21 protein-coding genes are annotated in these 23363 nt (G+C 67.1%); 11 read left to right on the top strand and 10 right to left on the bottom strand.

Going from position 1 to position 23363, the window contains the following annotated elements; translation table 11 throughout:
• Positions 1-8: 8 nt before the first annotated feature.
• The gene (locus tag JVX91_RS24850; protein ID WP_205336731.1) at positions 9-377 is read right to left on the bottom strand and encodes a hypothetical protein; all 369 of its coding nucleotides are present in this window, start codon (positions 375-377) and stop codon (positions 9-11) included.
• 112 nt (positions 378-489) lie between these two features.
• On the opposite strand from JVX91_RS24850, the gene JVX91_RS24845 reads away from it, so the two are divergent.
• Positions 490-4806, top strand: a complete 4317-nt coding sequence (locus tag JVX91_RS24845) for a DEAD/DEAH box helicase (RefSeq protein ID WP_205336730.1) — start codon at positions 490-492, stop codon at positions 4804-4806.
• 57 nt (positions 4807-4863) lie between these two features.
• Positions 4864-6384: a glycosyltransferase family 39 protein gene (locus JVX91_RS24840; protein WP_205336729.1), complete on the top strand. Its 1521-nt coding sequence runs from the start codon at positions 4864-4866 to the stop codon at positions 6382-6384.
• Positions 6385-6406: 22 nt separating this feature from the next.
• On the opposite strand, the gene JVX91_RS24835 is transcribed toward JVX91_RS24840, so the two are convergent.
• Positions 6407-6724, bottom strand: coding sequence for an Mpo1-like protein (locus tag JVX91_RS24835; RefSeq protein ID WP_205336728.1), 318 nt, complete (start codon positions 6722-6724; stop codon positions 6407-6409).
• Between the two features lie 147 nt (positions 6725-6871).
• Here JVX91_RS24835 and JVX91_RS24830 point away from each other — a divergent pair, with 147 nt between their 5' ends.
• Positions 6872-7870: an AraC family transcriptional regulator gene (locus JVX91_RS24830; RefSeq protein ID WP_205336727.1), complete on the top strand. Its 999-nt coding sequence runs from the start codon at positions 6872-6874 to the stop codon at positions 7868-7870.
• Positions 7871-8072: 202 nt separating this feature from the next.
• Here the strand turns inward: JVX91_RS24830 and JVX91_RS24825 are convergent, their stop codons facing one another.
• On the bottom strand, positions 8073-9527 hold the full coding sequence (locus tag JVX91_RS24825) for a TrkH family potassium uptake protein (RefSeq protein ID WP_205336726.1): 1455 nt from the start codon (positions 9525-9527) through the stop codon (positions 8073-8075).
• Between the two features lie 155 nt (positions 9528-9682).
• Here JVX91_RS24825 and JVX91_RS24820 point away from each other — a divergent pair, with 155 nt between their 5' ends.
• Positions 9683-10054 (top strand): YkgJ family cysteine cluster protein, encoded by a 372-nt coding sequence (locus tag JVX91_RS24820; RefSeq protein ID WP_205336725.1) that lies wholly within the window; start codon positions 9683-9685, stop codon positions 10052-10054.
• Positions 10055-10131: 77 nt separating this feature from the next.
• On the top strand, positions 10132-10692 hold the full coding sequence (locus JVX91_RS24815; RefSeq protein ID WP_205336724.1) for a nitroreductase family protein: 561 nt from the start codon (positions 10132-10134) through the stop codon (positions 10690-10692).
• Here the strand turns inward: JVX91_RS24815 and JVX91_RS24810 are convergent.
• The 7 genes from JVX91_RS24810 to JVX91_RS24780 form a co-directional block, all read right to left on the bottom strand.
• Positions 10673-11149, bottom strand: coding sequence for a hypothetical protein (locus JVX91_RS24810; RefSeq protein ID WP_205336723.1), 477 nt, complete (start codon positions 11147-11149; stop codon positions 10673-10675). The two genes, JVX91_RS24815 and JVX91_RS24810, sit on opposite strands and share 20 nt — an antisense overlap.
• Positions 11150-11175: 26 nt before the next feature.
• Complete coding sequence (locus JVX91_RS24805) at positions 11176-12513, bottom strand: HAMP domain-containing sensor histidine kinase (RefSeq protein ID WP_205336722.1); 1338 nt, start codon at positions 12511-12513, stop codon at positions 11176-11178.
• A gap of 91 nt (positions 12514-12604) precedes the next feature.
• Positions 12605-13057: a Spy/CpxP family protein refolding chaperone gene (locus JVX91_RS24800; protein ID WP_205336721.1), complete on the bottom strand. Its 453-nt coding sequence runs from the start codon at positions 13055-13057 to the stop codon at positions 12605-12607.
• Between the two features lie 172 nt (positions 13058-13229).
• Positions 13230-13907, bottom strand: coding sequence for a response regulator transcription factor (locus JVX91_RS24795; RefSeq protein ID WP_205336720.1), 678 nt, complete (start codon positions 13905-13907; stop codon positions 13230-13232).
• Positions 13908-13920: 13 nt separating this feature from the next.
• Positions 13921-14331 carry a translation initiation factor 2 (IF-2, GTPase) gene (locus JVX91_RS24790; RefSeq protein WP_205336719.1) on the bottom strand — a complete coding sequence of 137 codons (411 nt, stop codon included), beginning with the start codon at positions 14329-14331 and terminating at the stop codon, positions 13921-13923.
• A 107-nt stretch (positions 14332-14438) separates the two neighbouring features.
• Complete coding sequence (locus JVX91_RS24785) at positions 14439-14738, bottom strand: YciI family protein (RefSeq protein WP_045210143.1); 300 nt, start codon at positions 14736-14738, stop codon at positions 14439-14441.
• A gap of 1 nt (position 14739) precedes the next feature.
• Positions 14740-15333 carry a septation protein A gene (locus JVX91_RS24780; RefSeq protein ID WP_205336718.1) on the bottom strand — a complete coding sequence of 198 codons (594 nt, stop codon included), beginning with the start codon at positions 15331-15333 and terminating at the stop codon, positions 14740-14742.
• 169 nt (positions 15334-15502) lie between these two features.
• Between JVX91_RS24780 and JVX91_RS24775 the strand changes: the two genes are divergently transcribed.
• From JVX91_RS24775 to bglX, 6 genes are all read left to right on the top strand, one after another.
• On the top strand, positions 15503-16378 hold the full coding sequence (locus JVX91_RS24775) for a PHP domain-containing protein (RefSeq protein ID WP_205336717.1): 876 nt from the start codon (positions 15503-15505) through the stop codon (positions 16376-16378).
• Positions 16375-17004, top strand: coding sequence for an L-threonylcarbamoyladenylate synthase (locus JVX91_RS24770; protein WP_205336716.1), 630 nt, complete (start codon positions 16375-16377; stop codon positions 17002-17004). The genes JVX91_RS24775 and JVX91_RS24770 overlap by 4 nt, the downstream gene beginning before the upstream one ends.
• Positions 17005-17206: 202 nt before the next feature.
• Positions 17207-18421 carry a tryptophan--tRNA ligase gene (locus JVX91_RS24765; protein ID WP_205336715.1) on the top strand — a complete coding sequence of 405 codons (1215 nt, stop codon included), beginning with the start codon at positions 17207-17209 and terminating at the stop codon, positions 18419-18421.
• A 429-nt stretch (positions 18422-18850) separates the two neighbouring features.
• Entirely contained in the window at positions 18851-19714 is an 864-nt protein-coding gene (locus JVX91_RS24760) for a ScpA family protein (RefSeq protein WP_240201794.1), read from the top strand.
• Between the two features lie 96 nt (positions 19715-19810).
• Positions 19811-20851 carry an SMC-Scp complex subunit ScpB gene (gene scpB / locus JVX91_RS24755; RefSeq protein ID WP_205336713.1) on the top strand — a complete coding sequence of 347 codons (1041 nt, stop codon included), beginning with the start codon at positions 19811-19813 and terminating at the stop codon, positions 20849-20851.
• 205 nt (positions 20852-21056) lie between these two features.
• On the top strand, positions 21057-23354 hold the full coding sequence (bglX, locus tag JVX91_RS24750) for a beta-glucosidase BglX (protein ID WP_240201793.1): 2298 nt from the start codon (positions 21057-21059) through the stop codon (positions 23352-23354).
• The last annotated feature ends 9 nt before the right edge of the window (positions 23355-23363 follow it).

Here is a 23363-nt window from a genome sequence, read left to right as displayed (position 1 = left end):
ACCCGGGGCTACCAGGTTTTGGGCCGGTAGCCCTTGGTGCAGGCGCGCACCTCGTCGTCGATCACGTTGCCCGGCTTGATGCACTCGGACAACGGACGCGGGCTGTCGGTGTAGCGCGAGGCTGGCGGTGCCGGGGCAACACCTTCGGGGGAGAAGCCCAGGCGGCTTTGCAGCACCACCCAGCGCTCCTGCATCCAGGCATGGCTCGCGGGGTTGCGCCACAACGTGGTCGCGGCGGCGAGCAGCAGCAGCGGAATGAGGAACCAGAGCAACGGCTTCACCAGCAGGCGCCAGTCGCGCCGTGGCGGTTCCGGCGGCTTCTGTTGGTTCTGCTGCCGGACCTGCTGCCAGTAGTAATCGCGATCTCGCTCGCTCATCGGGTGATCTTCCGCCGGGTGGGTGGGCGAAGAGTAACGGCTGGCGCGGCCTGCGGCGAGGCGCGATCAATGGTCCTTGTGACGGGCTTCGCGCGCCACCATATTGGTCGGCATGACAGTCTCCCGAGCTTCTACCCGCGCCAAGCGAGCCGATGTGCTGTCCGCCTTCCACCCGGCGGTGGCCGGCTGGTTCCGCGCGCACTTCGCCGCGCCGACCCAGGCGCAGGTACAGGCCTGGCCGGCAATCCAGGCGGGCGAATCGACGCTGGTCGCCGCGCCCACCGGCTCGGGCAAGACGCTGACGGCGTTCCTCTCGGCCATCGACGCCCTGGTCCGCGAGGGGCTGGAGAACGGCGGCGCGCTGCCGGATCGCACCACGGTGGTCTACGTTTCGCCCCTCAAGGCGCTGTCCAACGACATCCGCATCAACCTGGAAGAACCGCTGGCCGGCATTCGCGCGGCGCTGGTGGAGATGGGCCTGCCGGAAGTGGACATCCGCACTGCCGTGCGTACCGGCGACACCACGACCAAGGAACGCGACGCCATGCGCAAGCAGGTGCCGCATATCCTGGTGACCACGCCCGAATCGCTCTACGTCCTGCTCGGTTCGGACTCGGGCCGCGCCATGCTGGCCGGCGCGCGCAGCGTGATCGTCGATGAAATCCATGCCCTGGCCGCAAGCAAGCGCGGCAGCCACCTGGCGCTGTCGTTGGAGCGCCTGCAGGCGCTGTGCGAGGCACCGCTGGTGCGCATCGGCCTGTCCGCCACGCAGAAGCCCATCGAGGCGGTGGCGGGTTTCCTCGTCGGGCGCCACGCGGCTTGCCGCATCGTCGACATCGGTTACAGCCGCGAGCGTGATCTGAACCTGGAAGTGCCGAGCGCGCCGCTGGAGGCGGTGATGTCCCACGACGTCTGGGACAAGGTCTACGACCGCCTCGCCGAATTGGCCAACCAGCACCGCACCACGCTGGTCTTCGTCAACACCCGGCGCATGGCCGAGCGGGTGACGCGGCACCTCGCCGAGCGCATCGGCGCCGGCTGGGTGGCGGCGCACCACGGCAGCCTTTCCAAGGAACTGCGCCTGGGCGCCGAGCGGCGGCTCAAGGCCGGGCAACTGCGCGTACTGGTGGCGACGGCTTCGCTGGAACTGGGTATCGACATCGGCGATGTGCAGCTGGTCTGCCAGCTCGGTTCGCCGCGCTCCATCGCCGCCTTCCTGCAACGCGTCGGACGTTCGGGACACAGCGTGGGCGGCACGCCCAAGGGGCGGTTGTTCCCCACCTCGCGGGACGATCTGATCGAATGCGTGGCGCTGCTGGACAGCGTGCGCCTCGGTGAGCTGGACGCCCTGGAGATTCCCCGCGCGCCGCTGGACGTGCTGGCCCAGCAGATCGTCGCCGAAGTCGCCTGCCAGGAGTGGCGCGAGGACGCGCTGTTCGACCTCTTCACCGCCGCGCAGCCCTACGCCGACCTGAGTCGCGAACACTTCGATGCCCTGTTGCGCACCCTCGCCGAGGGCTACACCAGCCGCAACGGCCAGCGTGGCGCCTACCTGCACCGCGATGCCGTGCACCAGCGCCTGCGCGGCCGGCGCGGGGCCAAGCTCACCGCGGTGACCTCCGGCGGCACCATCCCAGACACCGGCGACTACGCCGTGCTGCTGGAGCCACAGGGCCTGACCGTGGGCACGGTGAACGAGGACTTTGCCGTGGAAAGCCTGGCGGGCGACGTCTTCCAACTCGGCAACATTTCCTACCGCATCCTGCGTGTGGAGCCCGGCCGTGTGCGCGTCGAGGACGCCCAGGGCCAGCCGCCGAACATTCCCTTCTGGCTCGGCGAGGCGCCCGGGCGGACCGACGAGCTGTCCAGCAGCGTCGCGCGCTTGCGCGGCCAACTGGACGAACTGCTCGCCCAGGGCGCGAGCGATTCCGAGCCGCTGGCGCGCGCCATCGATTGGCTGACCGGGCCGCTTGGCCTGAACGATGCGGCGGCACGACAACTGGTGGAATACCTGGCCCGCGCGCGCCACGCACTGGGCACCTTGCCGACGCAGAAAACGCTGATCCTCGAACGCTTCTTCGACGAATCTGGCGGCATGCAGCTGGTCATCCATTCGCCCTTCGGCAGCCGCCTCAACCGCGCCTGGGGCCTGGCGCTGCGCAAGCGTTTCTGCCGCACCTTCAACTTCGAATTGCAGGCCGCGGCCACCGAGGACGCGATCATCCTGTCGCTGTCCACCAGTCACAGCTTCCCGCTGGGCGAGGTGTGGCGCTACCTGCACTCCAACAGCGCCGAGCACGTGCTGATCCAGGCGCTGCTCGACGCGCCGCTGTTCGGCGTGCGCTGGCGCTGGAACGCCACCACCGCGCTGGCCCTGCCGCGCTATAGCGGTGGCCGCAAGGTCGCGCCGCAGCTGCAACGCATGCGCAGCGAAGACCTGCTCGCGTCGGTGTTCCCCGACCAGGTGGCGTGCCTGGAGAACATCGTCGGCGAGCGCGAGATTCCCGATCACCCGCTGGTGGCGCAGACCCTCGACGACTGCCTGCACGAAGCCATGGACAGTGAAGGCTGGCTGGCCTTGCTGCGGCGCATGGAGCGTGGCGAGGTGACGCTGCTGGCGCGCGACCTGCCGGCGCCATCACCGCTGGCGGCGGAAGTGCTGTCGGCCAGCCCCTACGCCTTCCTCGACGACGCGCCGCTGGAAGAGCGGCGCACCCAGGCCGTGCAGAGCCGCCGCTGGACCGACCCGGAAAGCGCCGACGACCTGGGCGCGCTGGATGCCGAGGCCATCGAGGCGGTGCGCGCCGAAGCCTGGCCGGAGGCCCGTGACGCCGACGAAATGCATGAGGCGCTGACGGGCCTGGGCGGCGTCCGCGAGAGCGAAGCACAGGCCAACGAAGGCTGGCCCTTCCTGCTCAAGTCGCTGGCCAAGGCCGGCAGGGCCACGCGCCTGGAACTGCCCGAGAGCGAGGTCTGGGTAGCGGCGGAGCGGCTTGGTCAGTGGCGCGCGCTGCATCCGCAGGCAGCGATGAAGCCTTTGCTCGATCTGCCGCCATCGTTGCGCGAGGAGTGCCCGGCGGATGATGCCCAGGTCGAACTGGTGCGTGCGCGACTGACCGGTTTCGGCCCGCGCTTGTTACGTGAATTGGCGGTCGACCTGGGTATTTCCACCGGCGATACCGGTTTCGCCCTGGCCAGCCTCGAGCGCGAAGGCTACGTGCTGCGCGGTCGTTTCACGCCGGGCGTGCAGGAAGAAGAGTGGTGCGAGCGCCACCTGCTGGCGCGCATCCATCGCTACACGGTCAAGCGCCTGCGTCGGGAAATCGAACCGGTGCAGCGCGCCGATTTCATGCGCTTCCTCTTCGACTGGCAGCGCGTCTCCAGCGGCACGCGGGTGCGCGGAGCCGAGTCCCTGGCCGGCGTACTCAGCCAGCTGGAAGGTTTCCAGGCCGCCGCGTCCGCCTGGGAGAGCGACATTCTCCCAAGCCGGGTGGCCGACTACGGCATCAACTGGCTGGACGACCTGTGCCGCGCCGGCCGTATCGTCTGGGCGCGCCTGCCCAATCGCGTCACCGGCAAGGCGCGGGGCGGGCCGCTGAAAAGCACACCCATCGTCCTGCTACCGCGTGCGCAGATGGTGCAGTGGAGCGTACTGAGCACAGCGCCGGCGGACACGGAATTGTCGGCCAAGGCCAACAAGGTGCTCGACGTGCTCAAGGAGCACGGCGCGTCGTTCTTCGAGGAGCTGGCCAGCGACAGCCACCTGCTGCGTACCGAGCTGGAAACCGTGCTGGGCGAATTGGTGGGGGCTGGCCGGGTGAATGCCGACAGCTTCGCCGGCCTGCGCGCCTTGCTGATGCCGGCGGCCAGACGTCATCCGCAGCGCCGTTCGCGCACGCCGCTGTTCGGCATGGCCGACGCCGGGCGCTGGGCCTTGCTGCGGCGCACCGCGCTGGACCCAGGGGCGCGACTGCCGGCGGAGATTCTTGAACATGTCGCCATGACCCTGCTGCGCCGCTACGGCGTGGTCTGCTGGCGCTTGCTGGACCGCGAGGCCGACTGGCTGCCGCCGTGGCGCGACCTGCTGCGGGTCTATCACCGCCTGGAGGCGCGTGGGGAAATCCGTGGTGGACGCTTCGTCGCCGGGCTGACGGGCGAGCAGTTCGCGTTGCCCGAAGCGGTCGGACTACTGCGTGAAGTGCGCCGCCGCGAGGCGAGCGGGGAATGGGTCGTGGTCTCGGCGGTGGACCCGCTGAACCTTGCCGGCACGCTGCTGCCGGGGCGCAAGGTGCCGGCGGTCAGCGGCAACCGGGTGCTCTACCGCGACGGCGTGCCGGTGGGGGCGCTGATCGCAGGTGAGGTGGAACTGCTGGCTGAACTGGCGCCCGAGGACCAGGCTCATGCGCGGGAGCTGCTGATCCGTCGCTGATCCGGGCCTCGCCTGGCTTACACTCAGCGGCACGTACGTCTTTCCTGCGAGGGTGTGATGCTGTCCCGCGAGCTGCCGAGCCTGCCTGCCCTGTTGCGCCAGTGGTGGTTCCTGCCACTGCTGGCGCTCGCCCTGTGCCTGCGCCTGTACGGCCTGTCTGCGTCGGCGCTGTGGGGCGACGAGAGTTCCAGCCTGTTCCTGGCCCGCTATTCGCCAGAGCAGCTCTGGCTGCACGCTGCCCATGACGTGCACCCGCCGCTGTACTTCCTGCTCCTGCACCTGTGGGTCCAGGTCGTGGGCGACGGGGTTCTCCCGTTACGGTCGTTCAGCGCCGTGTTCGGCACGCTCGCGGTGTTTCTCGGCGGCTGGCTGGTCTGGCGCCTCGCATCGCGGCGGGCCGCGTTCATCGCCGTCCTGCTGCTGGCGCTGCTGCCCACGGCGGTGCGCTACAGCCAGGAAGTGCGCATGTACTCCTTGCTCGGCTGCTGGCTGCTGGCGGCCTCCCTGGCGTTGCTCTACTGGCTGGAGACGGGGCGCCGGCGCTACCTGCTGGTCTACGTCGCGCTGATGACAGCGGCCTTCTACACCCATTACTTCAGCCTGTTCGGCGCGCTGGTGCACTGGCTGTGGCTGGCGACGCTGCCGAACAGACCGTTGTTCCGGCGTGACTGGTGGCTGGCCAACCTGGCCATTGCGGCGCTGTTCCTGCCCTGGTTGCCGGGATTGTTCGACCTGATCCGCCATATGGCGGTGCTGGAAGCCGGCGGCGATGTCGGTTGGCAGCCACCGGTGGATGCGCGCTCGCTGCCCTCGATGCTCTGGCAGTGGCTGGCGCAATCCGATGGCAACGAACTGTCCTGGCCCGTGCTGCTTGGCATGCCGTTGCTGCTGGTGGCGGCGGCTTTGCTGGTACTGCGCGCGGATCGCAGCCGTCAGCGCGGTGGCCTGCTGCTGACGCTGTATTGCGGCTTGCCCCTGCTGTTGCTGTACGGCGTTTCGTTCATCTCCCCGGTGTTCGTCGAACGCTATCTCACGGCCTTCGCCATGGGCTTGCCGCTGCTGCTGGCGCTGGCACTGGATCGCCTGCTGGATAAGCGCCGTGCGCTGGGGGCGGTGCTGCTGGTGACCCTGCTGGGGTTGCAGGGCATCGGGGTGGGGCGCGCGATCGCCATCGACCCGGACGAGCAGTTCGACGGCATGGCGGCCTACGTCAATGCCCACTACCGCGCCGGCGACCGGGTGGTGGTCGACGACATCCTCTGGTACCTGACCTTCCGCTACTACAACCAGACCGGCCACGAACCATTGCTCTACACCGCACCGGCGGCGGATGGCAGCTCGGGCCGGCCGGGGCGTTATGGCTTCGGTTCGCTGATCGACGACCGCCAGCATGCCTTCGTCGACCACCTGGCGGACCTGCCGCAGGACCAGGGGCGCGTCTGGCTGGTGATGAGCCGCTACAACGACCAGGAGATTCCCGACGTGCCGGCCACCTGGAAACGGGTGGCGCAGCATGCCGGCGGGGAGGTGCAGGCGATTCTCTTCGAGCGCACGGCGCAGCGTAACGCTGCGCGCTGAGGGCAAGGGTTGCGTTGAAGGCTTAGAAGCGGATGCGCCCGGTAAAGGCGTCCTTGAGCATCACCCAGTCGCCCATCAGCGACCACAGCGGGTACTTGAAGGTGGCGGGGCGGTTCTTCTCGAACACGAAATGGCCGACCCAGGCGAAGCCGTAACCGGCCAGCGGCATGGCCAGCAGCCACAGCCACTGCCCGCTGACGATGGCGTAGGCGAGGATCGACAGCACCAGCAGGCTGCCCACGTAGTGCAGGCGGCGGCACACGGCGTTGCTGTGTTCCTGCAGGTAATACGGGTAGAACTCGGCGAAGCTCTGGAATCGATCGGCGGTCTGGGTGCTCATGGCGCACCTCCTGTTGTTGTGATGGCGCCAGTGTAGGCCGGTGCCTTCGGACTTGCGGATGACATAGGGTGCCAGTTTAGTATCCCCGTGCGCCGTCCGCGTCCGAGCGAGGCGGTGCGCAAGTCCACCATAACCAGAAGAAAACGCATGCCTGAGCGTACAACCCTGTCCAGCTGGGTGCGGGGAATCGTCCAGTCCCTGGAACTGGAAGGTCTCGACTGCCGCGCGCTGTTCGCCGAGCTGGGACTGGATTTCTCCGCCCTCGACGACCCCGATGCGCGCTTCCCGCAGGACGCCATGAGCCAATTGTGGAACCGCGCCGTGGAGCTGTCCGGCAACCCGGCCATCGGCCTGAACATCGCCCGCGTGCATACCCCGGCGTTTCCCGTGGTGGGCTATGCGTTGATGTCCAGCCGCAACCTGGGCGAGGGCTTCGAGCGCCTGGAGCGCTACCAGCGGATCATCGCCGAGGGCGCCGACCTGACCTTCCGCCGCCTGCCCGAAGGCTGCCTGTACCGCATCGTGGTCCACGGCGACCGTCTGCCCGTGCCACGACAGAGCGCGGAATGCTCGCTGGCCAGCCTGATCGCCATGCTGCGCTGGATCACCGGGCGCGCCATCAAGCCCCTGGAAGTGCGCCTGGCCGGCGAGGTGCCGCAGAACATCGAGCCCTACCGGGAACTGTTCCAGGCGCCGCTGAGCTTCGGCCATGCGGACTGCGCGATGTTGTTCTCCCATGAGGACATGGCTGCGCCGCTGCCCACGGCCAACGAAGAGTTGGCGCGCCTTCACGACCGCTTCGCCGGAGAATACCTGGCGCGCTTCGTCAGCAGCCGCTTCAGCCACCAGACCCGCCAGGTACTGTGCCGCCTGCTGCCCCAGGGCGAGCCCAAGCGCGAGAGTGTGGCGCAGGCGTTGCATCTGTCCGAGCGCACCTTGCAGCGGCGCTTGCAGGAAGAGGGCAGCAGCTACCAGCAATTGCTCGACGATACCCGCCGCGAGCTGGCCCAGCAGTACCTCGCCATACCACGCATGACGCTGCTGGAGATCGCCTACCTGCTGGGTTTTTCCGAGCCGAGCAACTTCTTCCGCGCCTTCCGCCGCTGGTTCGGCAAGACGCCGGGGGAGTATCGCGAGGAGTTGTGATTCCTCCGGCGTTCACCGGATGCCGATCGCGGACGGAGTCCGCTCCTACACCAGCCGGTTAGCGCGAGGCTTTTGAAGAGAGCTCGCTGCCAACAGCCTTGCGTAGGAGCGGACTCCGTCCGCGATGTCTCACCTCGAGCTTCGAAGTTGCCTGTGATTTCGACACTGCCTGGACACGGATTGGCGGTATTGATCGCGGGCCTCAGTGCCGCCAGAACGCCGGGGTGAACAGCACCAGCACCGTGATGATCTCCAGGCGACCCGCCAGCATGCCACCGCAGAGCAGCCACTTGGCGGCATCCGGCAGCGAGGCGAAGTTGCCCGACGGGCCGATGATCGGGCCCATGCCCGGACCGACGCCGGCTACCGTGCTGGCCGCGCCGGTCAGCGAGGTCATCCAGTCCAGGCCGAGGAACGACAAACCCAGCGCCAGGGCGCCGACGGTGGCGCCGAAGAAGAACGAGAAGGTCAGGATCGAACGCACGATCTCCTCGTCCAGGCGATGGCCGTTGTAGCTCTGGCGGATCACAGCGCGCGGGTGGATCAGCTGGTACAGGCTGGCGCGCAGCAGGGTGAAGGCCACCTGGAAGCGGAAGATCTTGATGCCGCCGGCGGTGGAGCCGGAGCAGCCGCCGATGAAGCCCAGGTAGAAGAACAGCATGATCGAGAAGTGGCCCCACAGGCTGTAGTCGCCCAGGGCGAAGCCGGTGGTGGTGACCACGGAGGTGACGTTCACCGCGACGATGCGGAAGGCGTCGAGCCAGGGCAGGTCGGAATTGACCGAGTACCAGGTGCCCATCACCAGCCAGGTGAACACCAGCAGGCCGAGGAATCCGTGGACCTGGTGGTCGCGGATCAGCGCCTTGCGATTGCCGCGCAGGGTGGCGACGTAGAGCACGAAGGGGATGCTGCCGAGGATCATCACCGCCACCGCGACCCAGTGCACCGCCGGCTGGTGCCATTTGGCGAGCGACTGGTCCGAGGTCGAGAAGCCGCCGGTGGAGATCGCCGACATGGCGTGGTTGAGCGAATCGAACAGGCCCATCCCGGCCCACCAGAACGCCAGGGTGCCGGCGATGGTGATGGCTACATAAACCCCGACGATGTACTTGGCCACCATGTGCGAGCGCGGCATGACTTTGTCGGATCGATCCGAGGACTCGGTCTGGAACAGGCGCATGCCACCGATGCGCAGCATCGGCAGGATCGCCACCGCCATGGCGATGAAGCCGATGCCGCCCAGCCAGTGCAGCAGCGAGCGCCAGATGAGGATGCCCGGGGACATCCTGTCCAACCCGGACAGCACGGTCGAACCGGTGGCGGTAATGCCCGACATGCTCTCGAAGATCGCGTCGGTGAAGCTGATGTGTCGCGCGAACATGAAGGGCAGGGCGGAGAAGAAGCAGACGATCACCCAGCTCGACACGGTGAGCATGTACATGTCCCGCGGGCGCAGGTGTACCTGCTCCGGGCGGCCGGGGATGACCATGCCCAGCCCGCAGGTGAAGGTGATGATCGCCGACCAGATGAAGGGGTGCAGTTCGTTGGCGCGGCCGTAGTAGAGCAGCGTGGCCATGGGGACCAGCATGGCGACCGCCAGCGTGATCACGAAGATGCCGATGATGAATCCGAGGGTGCGTAGTGTCGGCAGGGCCATGCGGTGAAGTTCTGATGTGACGGAACCGGCCATTCTACCCGCCGTCCGGCCCGTGTAAACCGCGTGAACTGCGCCCACTCCCGAAGCGCAACGGGCTGGATAGAATCTGCCTTCGCCCGCCGGCGCTCGCCGGTTTCTCTGGTGCTTTCGCATCCATGTCCACTCACAATCCGTGTTTGAACTGCGGCGCCTGCTGCGCGCATTTCCGTGTGTCCTTCTATTTCGGCGAGTGCCGCTCTTCCGGCGGTGTTGTCCCCGATGAACAGGTTGTCCAGGTCAGCCCATACCTAGTCGCCATGCGCGGCACCGAGGTGCATCCGTCGCGCTGCACGGCGCTGCTGGGCGACGTCGGCTGCGGCGTGCGCTGTACCCTGTACGAGCAACGTTCCTCGACCTGTCGGGACTTCGAAGCCTCCTGGACCGATGGCGTTCATAACCCCAACTGCGACACGGCCCGCGCCACCTATGGCCTGCCGCCGCTGACGCCACCGGTGTTGCCGACGCTTTCGCCGGACCGGGTGGCCTGAGGCGCGATTACGCGCTGGGAAAATGCGAACCCTTTGCGTCTACAATGGCGACTTTCGAGTTTGACTGGAGGCAGCCCATGGAGGCTCTCGACGCGTTGCTCAACCGTGTGTCCCACGCCCGCCTGAGCGAGCCGGCACCGTCCGCCGAGCAATTGGACCGCCTGTTCCGCAGCGCGCTGCGCGCCCCGGACCACGGGCAGCTGCGCCCCTGGCGTTTCATCACGGTGGAAGGCGAGGCGCGCAAGGCGCTGGGTGAGTTGTTCGCCCGCGCCGTGGCCGCCAACGAGCCGGACGGCAAGCCCGAGGCGCTGGACAAGGCGCGTGCCATGCCGCTGCGTGCGCCGCTGCTGGTAGTGGCCGTGGCGCGCCTGCAGGAGCACCCCAAGGTGCCGGAGATCGAGCAGTGGCTGGCGGCGGGCTGCGCTGCCCACGGCATCATCCAGGCAGCCTACGTGGAAGGATTGGGAGCGATGTGGCGCACCGGCGCGATGGCGTTCGATCCGCTGGTGCGCGAGGGCCTTGGCCTGGCCGGGAACGAGCGCATCGTCGGTTTCATCTATCTCGGCACGCCGGTGGGCGAGCTGCGCCGCCCGGCGCCGCTGGACCCGGCTGGTTTCGTCAGCGCCTGGCGGGGCTGAGCGGCAGTTCCAGACGAACCTTCCAGCCGCTGGCGCGGGCGCGCCAGAGCAGGTGCCCGCCTTGCCAGGCGGCCAGGCGCCGCGCCGGGGGCAGTGCCTCCGGCAGCCACGCCCGCGCCTGCGGATCGTGACCGTGCAGATCCAGGCGCAATTCTCCTCGCGCTGAACTGCTGATCGACAGCTTCAGCGCTCCGTGCGGATGGCGCACCAGCGCCGCTTCCAGCAACGCATCCAGGGCATCGCCCAACGCATCCGGCCAGCTCTCCAGCGGCCAGGTGCCGCTCTGCGGCAGGCTCAGGCGCAAACCGGGCCAGCGCGTGCGCCACTGCTGCGCGTGGCGCGCCAATTCGACCGCCAGCACCAGGTACTGCGGATCGTCGTAGGGCTCGCTCAGCAGCAGGGCCGCCGGCGGTACCGGCAGGGTCGGGATCGGGATAGCGACAGCGGGAAGGCTCATGGTGGCTCTCCGAAAGTGCGCAGGGTTCAGCCGACCTGCCGGTGCAACGGCAGGTCGATGCTGACCAGGAAACCGCCCTCGGGATGGTTGCCGAGGCGCAGCCGACCGCCGTGGCGCTCGATGGCGCGGCGGGCGATCGCCAGGCCCAGGCCGTGGCCGGGGCTGCTCTGGTTGGGAGCGCGGAAGAAGGGTTCGCCCAGCTGCGCGAGATGTTCTTCGCTGGCGCCGGGGCCGTGATCTCTGATGCTGATATGCAGGCGCTCCCCGTCGACCTGCGCGTGAACTTCCAAAGGCTGGTCCGCCGGATTGAAGCGCAGGGCGTTGCGCAGCAGGTTGTCGAGGGCGCGCTCGAGCATGTCCGGCCAGCCGTCGAGGGTCAGTTGCGCAGCGACTTCGAGCTGGACGTTCTGTTCGGGGTGGAGCAGTTGCGCGTCACTGCGCAGGCGTTCGAACAACGGCAGCAGTTCGATGCGGCTGGTCGGACCGGGGTCGGCGTCGAGGCGGGCGAGGGCGAGGATTTCGCCGATCAGTGCTTCCAGGCGATCGCATTCCTGCTCCAGGCGCGGCCACATGGCGGCGCGCTGTTCGGGGCCGGCGCGTTCGGCCAATGCCAGGGCGATGCGCAGGCGCGCCAGTGGCGAGCGCAGCTCATGGGAGACGTCGCGCAGCAACTGGCGCTGGCTGCTGATCAGCCGCTGCAGGCGCGCACCCATGCGGTTGAAATCGCGGGCCAGCACGCCCAGTTCATCGCCACGCCGGGAGAGGCGGGCGAGGCTGTCCTGTTGATAACTGGTCTGGCCGAGGTCATGCACGGCGCGGCGCAGGCGGTTCAGCGGGCGGGTGATGGACAGCGTCAGCAGCAGGCTGAACACGGTCAGCACCACCAGGGCGATCCCGAGTGCGCTCAGCGGCCAGAGCAGGCTGCTGCGGTGCCACGCTTGCAGCGTGGGGTGGGGAATGCGGTAGATGAACAGGTAGGTCTGGTCGGTGCGGCTGCTGGTGTATTCCTGGCTCAGTTGGCGCCAGGGGAAGCGCGGCAGGTTCTCGCGGTCGAAGCCGTTGTCGCGCGGACGCGGCGGGCGCGGCAGGTAGGTGCCGTTGACCAGCCTCTGGCCCGTCTCGTCGAGCACCTGCACCGAGAGTTCGTATTGCTGCCGACGGCTTTCCAGCAGTTGCTGCGCGGCATCCGGGCCCTTGGTCTCGTAGAGCAGGGTCCATTGCTTGGCGATGTCGTGCAGCCCGGGATAGCGGGCGATGACCCAGGTGTCCTGGTTCAGGGCGCGGCCCAGCAGGATCGACAGTCCGGCCACCAGCAAAAGGGCGAGCCAGAAGGCGGCGAGGATCCGCCAGAAGAGTGAACGCATGGTCTTCCTGTTCAGCCGCATGGTCTATCCGTTGTCAGGGCTCACGGCAAGGCGCCGGGATAACCCGGCGCCTTTCCACTTGCTGGAGCGATCAGTTGGTCTTGGCGCCGTCCTTCTGGGCCTTCCAGGTCTGGAATTCCGCCCATTCGGCCTTGCGCTGTTCACGCTGTTTCTTCAGCTCGTCGAACTTCTTCTGCTGCTCGGGAGTGAGGATGCCGCGGACGCTGGCGTCGGTCTTGTCGTGGTTGGCCTTGAGCTCTTCCTGCATGGCCTTGCGGTCGGCCTCGGGCAGTTTGTTCCAATACTTCTCGGTGATCGCACGGCGATCCTTCATCGAGTCGCCCATCAGCTTGCCGATCTGCTGGCGCTGGTCTGGGGTCAGGTTCAGTTCGCGGAACGGGCCACCGTGGTCGCCGCGCATGCCGGGGCCATGGTCTTTCATGAACGGAGCAGGCGGCGGAGCGTCGGTCGGCGCCGGAGTGGCCGCCAGTGCGACGGTCGGCAGGGCGGCAGCGATCAGCAGGGCGGTCAGGGTCTTGCGCATGGTGTTTCTCCTTTCAGGGGACCGGTCGTTACCGGATGAGCCCAGTCTAGGGTTGGCAAGGTCAAGGGCGGTCAGTCCCACGTAAAGCTTCGGTAAAGATTACGTGAGGCGCGGCTGGAATCTTTACGAAAGCCCGAAACAGAGCGGCTCGGGCCGAAAACGCCGTGACAGGTCAGGGCGCGTAGAAGTAGCCGCGCCCGCGCAGGGCAAGGATGCGCGGACGACCGTCGGGGTGGCCGCCGAGCTTTTTGCGCAGGTTGCTGACATGCATGTCCAGGCTACGGTCGTACAGCGTCAGCTTGCGACCCAGCGCGAGCTGCGCCAGGGCCTGCTTGTCCAGCGGCTCGCCCGGCTGGCGCAGCAGGGCTTCGAGGATGCGGCTCTCGGAGAGGGTCAGGCTGATTTCTTCACTGCCGATGGTGGCTACGCCACGGGACAGGTTCAGCGCCAGATCGCCCAGTTCCAGTTGCGCGCTGGGCTGCGCCGGGTGGCTGCGGCGCAATACGGCGCGCAGGCGGGCGGTCAGTTCGCGAGGATCGCAGGGCTTGGCCAGGTAATCGTCGGCGCCCAGTTCCAGGCCAAGGATGCGGTCCAGCGGTTCGCCGCGGGCGGAGAGCATCAGTACCGGCAGGTCGGGGTGATCGCTGCGCAGTGCCTTGAGCAGTTCCAGGCCGCTGCCGTCGGGCAGCATGACGTCGAGTACCACCGCGTCCGGCGCACGGCTTCCCAGCGCGGCGCGAGCCTGGGCGCCGTCGTGGGCGGCGCGGATGCTGAAGCCTTCCTGGGTGAGCCAGGTAGTCAGCAGTTCGCAGAGTTCGACGTCGTCGTCGATCAGCAGCAGTTCACTCATGAAGAGGCTTCTTTCAGTTGATCCATTCGCGGCGCGCACGGCGCCGGCCCCGACTCAGCATGCCCAGCAGAAAGGCCACCAGGGCGGTGCCGGCGCCGGCCAGGTACCAGGTCTGCTGCTCGCTGAGCAGGCGCGGCGGCTGGTTGGCCTGGGCCTCGCGCAGTTGCAGTTTCAGGCGCTGGTTTTCCTGGGTCAGGCGGGCGATACGCGCTTCGTCCTGGCGGTTATCCGGGTTGGCGAGTTGCGCTGCCAGTTCGGCACGCTGCTGCTCGCTTTCGGCCAGGCGCTGTTCCAGTTCATGGGGAACGGCAGGCGTCTGGGCACCGGGTTGGACAGCGGTTTGCGCCGGTTGCTCCGTGACGGGCTCTACGGCGACTGCGGGGAGTGGCAGGGCAAGACAGGCGAGCAGGGGCAATCGGCGCATCGGGACTCCTTGTTCGATGATGTGCCGCCGTCCTTGGCCATCCCGGCGATGTCCGGCTGCGATGCCCCGTGGCGCTCCGTGTCACGGGGTACAACGCTCGCGTGCTGTCAGGGCAGGACTTTCTTGAACGGCTTGACCACGACGTCAGCGTAAACGCCGGCAGCGCGGTACGGATCGGCGTCGGCCCAGGCTTGCGCGGCGGCCAGGGAGTCGAACTCGGCGACGATCAGGCTACCGGTGAAACCGGCGGCGCCCGGATCGTTGCTGTCGATGGCCGGATGCGGGCCGGCCAGCACCAGGCGGCCTTCTTCCTTCAGTTGCTCCAGGCGCGCGATGTGCGCCGGGCGGGCAGCCAGGCGGCGTTCTTGGGAGGCAGTGATGTCACGGGCAATGATCGCGTAGAGCATGTCAGTCCTTGGGTTTTTCGCCGGTAGGTTCATCGTGCATGTGGCGGGCCAGGAACACGCCCTGGCCGATCAGGAACAGCAGGGTCATGCCCAGGCTGCCGAACACCTTGAAGTCCACCCAGATGCTCTGGAAGGTGAAGGCGACGAACAGCTGGACACAGCCGCAGATCAGGAAGAACAGCACCCAGGCGACATTCAGCTTCGCCCAGAGGGAATCGGTCAGGTGCACCGCGTGGCCCATGATGCGCTGGATCAGCGGCTGGCCGCCGATGAAATGGCTGCCGGCGAAAGCCAGGGCGAACAGCCAGTTCACCACCGGCGCCTTCCATTTGAGGAAGGTTTCGCTGTGGAAGGCCAGGGTCATGCCACCGAACACCAGGCAGGCGGCGAGGGTCACCCACTGGCCCTTGTCCAGCTTGCGCTGCTTGATCAGCAGGGCGCCGTAGACCACCACGGACGCGGCGATCAGCACGGCGGTGGCGCTGTAGATCCCCCCGACGGAGAAGCTCTGGCCGGCGAGTTCGACGTTGCGCGGGTCGAGCTTGTAGACGATGAAGAAGAGAATGAGGGGAATGAAATCGATGAATTGCTTCATTACGGCAGCCAGAGCCCAGTAGAGCCGGCATAATACCAACCTGTGGATGAACTGAAAGGGCCATCCGCCCAACGCTGCGTCAGATCATGGTTTCAACGCATTGCCGCGGGAGCGTTGGCACAGAAACGTCTATACAGAAAGTTATCCCCTCGTCCCCCCAGGAAACCGCATGCGAGTCGACCTGCATTGCCACAGTACCGCGTCCGACGGACTCCTCAGCCCGACGGCCCTGGTCGAGCGCGCCCACGGGCGCGGCGTGCGGGTGCTGGCGCTGACCGACCACGACACCCTCGACGGCCTGCCCGAGGCGCGTAGCGCGGCACAGGCGCTGGGCATGCAACTGGTGGACGGCGTCGAGCTGTCCTGTACCTGGGGTGGGGCGACCATCCACGTGCTGGGCTACGGCTTCGACGCCACGTCCGAGCCGCTGGTCAAGGCACTGGATGACCTGCACCGCGCCCGCTGGACCCGCGCAGAGGAAATCGGCCGGCGCCTGGACGCCAAGGGCATGCCCGGTGCCTTCGAGGGCGCGCGGGCGGTGCAGGCCGAGCTGGGTGACAGCGAGAACGCTCCGGCGCGTCCGCACTTCGCCGAATTCCTGCTGCGCCAGGGTTACGTCAAGGACCGCGCCGAAGCCTTCCGCAAATGGCTGGGCGCCGGCAAGCTGGGCGACGTGAAACAGCACTGGCCGAGCCTGGCCGATGCCGTGGGCACCCTGCGCGAGGCGGGCGCCTGGATCAGCCTGGCGCATCCTTACCAGTACGATTTCACCCGCACCAAGCGGCGCAAGCTGGTGGCCGACTTCATCGCCGCCGGTGGCCATGCGCTGGAGGTCTGCAACGGCCCGCAGCCGGCCGAGCAGGTCGGCGTGCTGAGCATCCTGGTCCGCGAATTCGGCCTGATGGTCACCGCCGGCAGCGACTTCCACGGCCCCAGCGACTGGTCGGAGCTGGGCCTCTACCGGAGCGTGCCGGAAGACCTTCCGCCGCTCTGGCCGCGCTTCGCCAGCGCCGAGAACGCCATCGGGATCAAGGAGACTCCATGAGCCAGTTCTTTCAGATCCACCCGGAAAATCCCCAGGCGCGCCTGATCAAGCAGGCTGTGGAGATCGTCCGCCAGGGTGGAGTGATCGCCTATCCCACCGATTCGTCGTACGCGCTGGGTTGCCGTATCGGCGAGAAGTCAGCGGTGGAACGCATCCGCCATATCCGCCGGCTGGACGACAAGCACAACTTCACCCTGGTGTGCCGCGACCTCTCCGAGCTCGGCCTCTACGCGAAGGTCGACACCGGCATGTTCCGCCTGCTCAAGGCACACACACCGGGGCCGTACACCTTCATCCTCAACGCCACCCGCGAAGTGCCGCGCATGCTGCTGCACCCCAAGCGCCGCACCATCGGCCTGCGCGTACCGGCCTGCCCGATCGCCCTGGCGCTGCTGGAGGAACTGGGTGAGCCGCTGATGAGCGTCAGCCTGATCCTGCCGGGGGAGACAGAGCCGCTGAACGACCCGTACGAGATGCGCGACCAGTTGGAGCACCTGGTCGATCTGATCATCGATGGCGGCTTCGGCGGTGGCGAGGCGTCCACCGTGATTGCCTTGACCGACGAAGACCCGGTGGTGGTGCGCGTCGGTTGCGGTGATCCGGAACCCTTCATGGTCAACGCCTAGAGTCTGTTCAGGAGCTGCGAGCTAGCGCAGAACAAGGCAAAAACAGGCGAGGAAGCGCAGTTTACGAGGGGTAAATGAGCATTCCGAGCCTGTTTTCAACGCAGTTATGCCGACGCGCAGCAGCTCATGAATGGGCTCCAAGCACGCCCGGCGTGCTGGCTATACTCCCTCGTTCCATCGCCAAACCCGCGAGGTTGACCGCTTGACCAGCGTCGAGTCCCTGCGCCGTGTGCTGTCCGGCATGCGCCCCACCGGGCGCCTGCACCTGGGGCACTACCACGGTGTGCTGCAGAACTGGGTAAAGCTGCAGCACGAGTACGAATGCTACTTCTCCATCGTCGACTGGCACGCGTTGACCACCGAGTACGACGAGACCGCCAGCATCCGCCAGCATGTGCGCGACATGGCCATCGACTGGCTGGCGGTGGGCGTCAGCCCCAGTGCGGCGACGCTGTTCATCCAGTCTCAGGTCCCCGAGCACGCCGAGCTGCAGCTGCTGCTGTCGATGATCTGTCCGCTTTCGTGGCTGGAACGCGTGCCGACCTACAAGGAATTGCAGGAAAAGATGGTCCACAAGGACCTGTCCACGTTCGGCTTCCTCGGCTATCCGTTGCTGCAGGCGGCAGACATCCTGATCTATCGGGCGGGGCTGGTGCCGGTGGGTTCTGACCAGTTCGCCCATGTCGAATTCACCCGCGAGATCGCCCGCCGCTTCAATCACCTTTACGGTGGCGAGGCCGATTTCGAGGATCGCGCCCAGGCAGCCATTGCCCGCCTGGGCAAGAAGACCGGCAAGCTCTACAGCAGCCTGCGCCGAGCATGGCAGGAGCAGGGTGACGCCGAGGCGCTGGAAACGGCCCGCGCGCTGCTGATGGGACAACAGAGCCTGACCCTGGGCGACCGCGACCGCTTGTTCGGCTACCTCGAAGGCACCAGCCGCATGCTGCTGCCCGAGCCACAGACGCTCACCAGCCAATCGCCGAAGATGCCGGGGCTGGACGGACAGAAGATGTCCAAGTCGCACCACAACACCATCGCCCTGCGCGACAGCCCGGCGGCCATCGAGGAGAAGATCGCGCGCATGCCCACCGACCCTGCGCGTGTGCACCGTCGCGACCCCGGCGACCCGGAGCGTTGTCCGGTGTGGCAATGGCACCTGATCTATTCCGACGACGGCTGCCGCCAGTGGGTCCAGGAAGGCTGCCGCAGCGCCGGGATCGGCTGCCTGGACTGCAAGCGGCCGCTGATCGAGTCGATCCTCCAGGAACTGGCGCCGATCCAGGAGCGCGCGCTGGACTACGAGGACAACCCCGAACTGGTGCGCAGCATCCTCGCCGAAGGTGCCGAGCGCGCCCGCGAGGCGGCGCGGGAGACGCTGGTGGAGGTGCGGCATGCGATGGGGTTGTCCTACCGCTGACGAGTCGTAGCTCTCCCGGCAATCGGTGCCTGCTATCCCCTCACCCCAGCCCTCTCCCAGAGGGAGAGGGGGCCGTCCGTGCCGGCTGATGCCATGGTTTCAACCTGCTCCGATCTGTCCCCTCTCCCGCTTGCGGGAGAGGGTTAGGGTGAGGGGCCTTTGCTCTTTGTAGGAGCGGACAGCGTCCGCTCCTACGCACAGGTAGACGGCAGCGCACGCAAATCCGCCAAAAGCCCCTCGCGCCGCCGGCAAAAGCAGGGATAATGCCGCCTTCGAACCCCAGCGCCTGACGAGTGGCCGATGAGTGACCTGACCGAGCCGGAAGCGCCTCCCGCCGCCACCGAGTACCAGATACCGGTGCAGCTGGCGCTCGTCTATGGCGAGGCGCTGACCGAGCTGCCGCAGGACCTGTACATCCCGCCAGACGCCCTGGAAGTCTTCCTCGAAGCCTTCGAAGGTCCGCTCGACCTGCTGCTCTACCTGATCCGCAAGCAGAACATCAACATCCTCGACATCCCCGTGGCGGAGATTACCCGCCAGTACATGGGCTACGTCGAGCTGATGAAGTCGGTGCGCCTGGAGTTGGCCGCCGAGTACCTGGTGATGGCCGCCATGCTCGCCGAGATCAAGTCGCGCATGCTGCTGCCGCGCTCGGCCGAGGCCGAGGAAGAAGAGGACGACCCGCGCGCCGAGCTGATCCGCCGCCTGCAGGAATACGAGCGCTTCAAGAAGGCCGCCGAGGACCTCGACGAACTGCCGCGCCTGGGTCGCGACTACGTTGTACCGACTGTTGTCGCGCCGGACGCGCGGGCGCGCCGGCTGCTGCCGGAAGTGGACATGCAGGAGCTGATGCTGTGCATGGCCGAGGTGCTGCGTCGCGCCGACCTGTTCGAAAGCCACCAGGTCACCCGCGAGATGCTCTCCACCCGTGAGCGCATGACCGAGATCCTCGAGCGCCTGAAGGGCGAGGGCTTCGTGCCGTTCATCACGCTGTTCCGCGTCGAGGAAGGCAAGCTCGGCGTGGTGGTGACCTTCATGGCGGTGCTGGAGCTGGTCAAGGAACAACTGGTGGAACTGGTGCAGAACGAAGCCTTCGCGCCGATCCACGTCCGCGCCCGCACGGAAGTGCAGGAAGGCGCCGCGCCGGTCGAGGACGTGCTGGAGGAGGGCGACGAGGACGTCTTCGAGCCCCGCGAGGAGCCGCCGGCCGATCTGACCTTCGAGGACGGCCACTTCGACGGCCCGGAAGACGACACAGATCGAGACGCGGAGCCCGAAGAAGAGTTGCTCTGATCCGCCAGCGTTGCCCTGGCGCCGCGCTTTGAGTAGCTTTCCCGCCTGAATGACGAAACCTTCTTACCCTGATCATCATCCTGACCCGAGCTCCCGATGAATCTGTCCGACCCGCAAGAACTGGCGACGCTGCTCGAAGGCATCCTCCTGGCTGCCGGCAAGCCCATGTCGCTGGAGCGCCTCGGCGAGCTGTTCGAGGAGGCCGAGCGGCCGGAGCCGCAGCAGTTCCGCGATGCGCTGGCGGTGCTGGGCTTGTCCTGCGTCGGTCGGGCTTATGAACTGAAGGAAGTCGCCACCGGGTATCGGCTGCAGGTGCGCGAGAAGTTCGCCCCCTGGGTGGGCCGCTTGTGGGAAGAGCGCCCGCAGCGCTATTCCCGCGCGCTGCTGGAGACCCTGGCGCTGATCGCCTATCGCCAGCCGATCACCCGTGGCGAGATCGAGGAAATCCGTGGCGTCGCGGTGAACACCCAGATCGTCAAGACGCTGATGGAGCGCGAGTGGATCCGCATCGTCGGCTACCGCGAAGTCCCCGGTCGCCCGGCCATGCTCGCCACCACCCGGACCTTCCTCGACTACTTCAACCTGAAGAGCCTGGAAGAGCTGCCGCCGTTGGCCGAGCTGAAGCTGATGGAGCCCGAGCCGCAGCCGTTCCTCGAGGACATGGCGCCCACGGCCAGCCTGCCGAGCCCTGAGGAGTACGACGAGGATTACGTTCCGCCGTCCCTGCAGGCCCTGGCTGACCAGGCCGTGCGCGATGCCGGCGAGGAGCCGGAGCCCGCGCCGCCGGAAGAACCGAAGGAAGAAACCAGCTTCCGCAGCCTGCTCGCCGAACTGGACGAGATGGAGCAGGGCCTGAAGACCGACTTCGACGACCTGATCGACCGCCCGCCGAGCGACGACGAAGACAGCGGCGTGGATGCCGATTTCAGCGGCGTCCACGGGCTGCCCGAAGTCGCGTCCGACGCCGAGGCTGCAAGCGTCGCCGAGCCCGATGCGCCGGCCGAGCCCGCTGCGCAGCCTGAACCTGCGCCCCAGCCGCCGGCTCCCGCGCCGGAAGAAGAGTGGGACGAGGAGCGCGCCCTGCGCGAAGCCATGCGCGAGGAAATGGAATTCAACCGGCTCAATCGCGACCATTGAGGCCTATTCAGCGGCGTTTTCCAGCCGTCCGGTGATTGACTTCCGCCTTCGGCGCGACGACCTTATGTGCCGCGTTCGAAAGGCGCTGGCGACTACACCCGGGGGAGTCGCCGGAATCCCGCCTGTTCGATGCCCCTCTAACAACATTCCACAGTGGCCCGGCGCTTCGCGCAGGCTGCTGAGTACCCATATGAAAAGAACTCCAATCAGCCGTATCTGCTGGCTCGGCCTCCTGCTGGGCCTGGGCAGCGCTTCGCTTTCCGCCGCCGAGTCTCCTGTCGCAGCGCCCGCCGTGCCGCTGGCCGGCCAGTCCAAGGACGCCTTCATCGACAGCCTGATGCAGCGCATGACGCTGGAAGAGAAGATCGGCCAGCTGCGCCTGGTCAGCGTCGGGCCGGACCATCCCAAGCCGGTACTGCTGAAGGAAATCGCTGAAGGCACCACCGGTGCGGTGTTCAACACGGTCGTCCGTCCAGGTATTCGCGACCTGCAGGACGCGGCCATGAAGAGCCGTCTGAAGATTCCGCTGTTCTTTGCCTACGACGTGGTCCACGGCCATCGCACCGTGTTCCCCATCGGCCTGGGCCTGGCGGCGAGCTGGGACCTGGCGGCCATCGAGCGCAGCGCCCGCGTCTCGGCCATCGAGGCCAGCGCCGACGGTCTCAACCTGACCTATTCGCCCACCGTCGACATCGCCCGCGATCCGCGCTGGGGCCGGGTCTCCGAAGGCTTCGGCGAAGACGCCTGGCTGACCAGCAAGGTCGCCGCCGCGGTGGTCAAGGGCTACCAGGGCAAGGGCCTGAACCAGCCGGAAACCATCATGGCCGGGGTCAAGCACTTCGCCCTGTACGGCGCCGGCGAAGGCGGCCGCGACTACAACACCGTGGACATGAGCCCGCAGCGCATGTTCCAGGACTACCTGCCGCCGTACCGCGCGGCCATCGATGCCGGCGCTGGTGCTGTGATGGTCTCGCTCAACAGCATCAATGGCGTGCCGGCCACCGCCAACAAGTGGCTGCTGCAGGATCTGCTGCGCAAGCAATGGGGCTACAAGGGCCTGACCCTGAGCGACCACGGCGCGGTGCTGGAGCTGATCAAGCACGGCGTGGCCGCCACCGAGCGCGACGCCACCCAGGCAGCGATCAACGCCGGCGTCGAAATGAACATGAACGACGACCTCTATGGCAAACACATGCCCGAGCTGCTCAAGGCCGGGCTGATCAGCCAGTCGGAGATCGACCGCGCTTGCCGCGACGTGCTCGCCGCCAAGTGGGACATGGGCCTGTTCCAGGACCCGTACCGCTACCTGCAGGGCAAGGACCCGGTGGACACCGACGCCGAAGAACGCCTGCACCGCGCCGACGCCCGCGAGATCGCGCGCAAGGGTATGGTCCTGCTGAAAAACGAAGGCGGCGTGCTGCCGCTCAAGCGTGACGGCGTAATCGCCCTGATCGGCCCGCTGGCCGACAGCAAGCGCGACGTGATGGGTAGCTGGTCCGCCGCCGGCAAGGCCTTCCAGGCCGTGACCGTGCTCGAAGGTATGGGCGCCGCCACCCGTGGTCACGCCGCGCTGCTCTACGCCAAGGGCGCCAACGTCACCGACGATCCGGAGATCGTCAAATACCTCAACGAGTACAGCGAAGACGTCAAGGTCGACTCGCGTAGCCCGAAGGCCATGATCGACGAAGCCGTCGAGAAGGCGAAGATGGCCGACGTGGTGGTGGCCGTGGTCGGCGAATCCCAGGGCATGGCCCACGAGGCATCGAGCAAGACCAACCTGCATGTCGCACAAAGCCAGATCGAGCTGCTCAAGGCCCTCAAGGCCACCGGCAAGCCGCTGGTGCTGGTGCTGATGAACGGCCGTCCGATGGACCTGCGCTGGGAAAGCGCCAACGCCGACGCCGTGCTGGAAACCTGGTTCAGCGGCACCGAAGGCGGCAACGCCATCGCCGACGTGCTGTTCGGCGACTACAACCCGTCGGGCAAGCTGACCATGACCTTCCCGCGCTCCGTGGGCCAGGTGCCGATCTACTACAACCACCTGAACACCGGCCGCCCGTTCGACCACGAGCACCCGAACAAGTACACCTCGCGCTACTTCGACTCGGAGAACGGCCCGCTGTACCCGTTCGGCTATGGCTTGAGCTACACCGACTTCAGCGTCTCCGACGTGAAGCTGTCAGGCAGCAAGCTGAAGAAGGGCGACCAGCTGACCGCCAGCGTGACCGTGAAGAACACCGGCAAGGTTGCCGGCGAGACCACCGTGCAGCTCTACCTGCGCGACGTCGCCGCCTCCATCAGCCGTCCGGTCAAGGAGCTCAAGGGCTTCGAGAAGATCCTGCTGCAGCCGGGCGAGTCGAAGGTGGTGCAGTTCCCGATCCGCGAGGAAGACCTGCGCTTCTACGACAGCCAGCTGCGCTACGCCTCGGAGCCGGGCGAGTTCAAGGTCTACGTCGGCCTGGATTCGGATAACGTGAAGGAACAGAGCTTCACGCTGCTCTAAGCGCTCCCG

Origin of the sequence: Pseudomonas sp. PDNC002 (assembly GCF_016919445.1) — a bacterium.
Lineage (GTDB): Bacteria > Pseudomonadota > Gammaproteobacteria > Pseudomonadales > Pseudomonadaceae > Pseudomonas.
This window is presented reverse-complemented; position numbering and strand designations above follow the sequence as displayed.

Excerpts from the sequence above, each read along its gene's own strand:
- JVX91_RS24780 (WP_205336718.1), bottom strand. The coding sequence starts at position 15,333 with ATGAAGCAATTCATCGATTTCATTCCCCTCATTCTCTTCTTCATCGTC.
- JVX91_RS24840 (WP_205336729.1), top strand. The coding sequence starts at position 4,864 with ATGCTGTCCCGCGAGCTGCCGAGCCTGCCTGCCCTGTTGCGCCAGTGG.
- JVX91_RS24820 (WP_205336725.1), top strand. The coding sequence starts at position 9,683 with ATGTCCACTCACAATCCGTGTTTGAACTGCGGCGCCTGCTGCGCGCAT.
- scpB (WP_205336713.1), top strand. The coding sequence starts at position 19,811 with ATGAATCTGTCCGACCCGCAAGAACTGGCGACGCTGCTCGAAGGCATC.
- JVX91_RS24785 (WP_045210143.1), bottom strand. The coding sequence starts at position 14,738 with ATGCTCTACGCGATCATTGCCCGTGACATCACTGCCTCCCAAGAACGC.
- JVX91_RS24795 (WP_205336720.1), bottom strand. The coding sequence starts at position 13,907 with ATGAGTGAACTGCTGCTGATCGACGACGACGTCGAACTCTGCGAACTG.
- JVX91_RS24800 (WP_205336721.1), bottom strand. The coding sequence starts at position 13,057 with ATGCGCAAGACCCTGACCGCCCTGCTGATCGCTGCCGCCCTGCCGACC.
- JVX91_RS24805 (WP_205336722.1), bottom strand. The coding sequence starts at position 12,513 with ATGCGTTCACTCTTCTGGCGGATCCTCGCCGCCTTCTGGCTCGCCCTT.
- JVX91_RS24845 (WP_205336730.1), top strand. The coding sequence starts at position 490 with ATGACAGTCTCCCGAGCTTCTACCCGCGCCAAGCGAGCCGATGTGCTG.
- JVX91_RS24770 (WP_205336716.1), top strand. The coding sequence starts at position 16,375 with ATGAGCCAGTTCTTTCAGATCCACCCGGAAAATCCCCAGGCGCGCCTG.
- JVX91_RS24825 (WP_205336726.1), bottom strand. The coding sequence starts at position 9,527 with ATGGCCCTGCCGACACTACGCACCCTCGGATTCATCATCGGCATCTTC.
- JVX91_RS24850 (WP_205336731.1), bottom strand. The coding sequence starts at position 377 with ATGAGCGAGCGAGATCGCGATTACTACTGGCAGCAGGTCCGGCAGCAG.
- JVX91_RS24835 (WP_205336728.1), bottom strand. The coding sequence starts at position 6,724 with ATGAGCACCCAGACCGCCGATCGATTCCAGAGCTTCGCCGAGTTCTAC.
- JVX91_RS24790 (WP_205336719.1), bottom strand. The coding sequence starts at position 14,331 with ATGCGCCGATTGCCCCTGCTCGCCTGTCTTGCCCTGCCACTCCCCGCA.
- JVX91_RS24775 (WP_205336717.1), top strand. The coding sequence starts at position 15,503 with ATGCGAGTCGACCTGCATTGCCACAGTACCGCGTCCGACGGACTCCTC.
- JVX91_RS24815 (WP_205336724.1), top strand. The coding sequence starts at position 10,132 with ATGGAGGCTCTCGACGCGTTGCTCAACCGTGTGTCCCACGCCCGCCTG.
- JVX91_RS24810 (WP_205336723.1), bottom strand. The coding sequence starts at position 11,149 with ATGAGCCTTCCCGCTGTCGCTATCCCGATCCCGACCCTGCCGGTACCG.
- JVX91_RS24830 (WP_205336727.1), top strand. The coding sequence starts at position 6,872 with ATGCCTGAGCGTACAACCCTGTCCAGCTGGGTGCGGGGAATCGTCCAG.